General features: G+C 46.3%; 2 protein-coding genes. One reads left to right on the top strand and one right to left on the bottom strand.

The features are described from left to right. Nucleotides 1-182: SufE family protein (locus A3729_RS08380; protein WP_197475696.1), on the top strand; the 182-nt coding region annotated here is incomplete at its 5' end. A gap of 109 nt (nt 183-291) precedes the next feature. Here the strand turns inward: A3729_RS08380 and A3729_RS08375 are convergent. Then, nucleotides 292-886, bottom strand: a 595-nt coding sequence (locus A3729_RS08375; RefSeq protein ID WP_156497803.1) for a DUF3422 domain-containing protein, incomplete at its 5' end; no start/stop codon positions are given.

Genomic DNA, 886 nt, shown 5'->3' with positions numbered 1-886 from the left:
TCAAAGGCCTTGCCTCTGTTGTACTGGCGACACTTAATGCACGCTCACCTGCCGAAATCGTCGCTAAAGATGTTGAAGCAATATTCAATGACATGGATCTGATGCGTCATATCAGCCCAACCCGAGGCAATGGCTTGCGCTCTATGCTTGAACGCATGAAGAATATCGCTGGAAATTTTTAGTTTTTAACGAACGTAAGCAGAGGGTTCCACCCCTTATATGGACTCTCCGTGCTAACCCGCCAGCGAGCCGTGGAAGGCTCTGCCTACGGTCTACTCGGTTAAGAGCCATTTAATTATTTCCCTTCAGTTTCTCATTTTCCTTATGTAGCTTGCGTTTCATTCGTCCCAAACCAAACATCACAAAACCAATAGCAAAAGGTACTGAAATACCGGTAACCAGCGTGCTGCTTTCGATTAAGCCGCCTGATTTTGCAGACTCTGCGACGTACTTCACCAAGCCAACCAGATAATAACTGATCGCTGCTACAGATAAGCCTTCAACAGCCTGTTGCATACGCAGCTGCAGCTTGCCACGGCGGTTCATGGACTGCAGTAAATTCTGGTTCTGCGATTCTATTGTGAGGTTCATGCGCGTTCGCAGTAATTCACTGGCTCTATCAATTCTGCGCGACAAGTCATCCAAATCTTTCTCTATGGTTTCACATGTTAAGTAAGCTGGCGTTAAACGACGACTTAGAAACTCACTCAGTGTCTGTAAGCCGCAAACCTCGCTTTCCTTTAACTCTTCGAGCCTGCTCATCGCTAAATGGTAGTATGCTTCAGTCGCTGAGAAGCGATAATTTGTTTCCGATATTGTCTGTTCAATCTGCGCAGATAAGTGGGTCAACGCTCCCATCAAACGACGTTCGTCATCAAGGTTTTTA

The sequence above is a fragment of the Oleiphilus sp. HI0043 genome, from assembly GCF_001634935.1.
The sequence above is the reverse complement of the archived record's forward strand: the minus strand, read 5'-3'. Positions and strand labels throughout refer to the sequence as shown.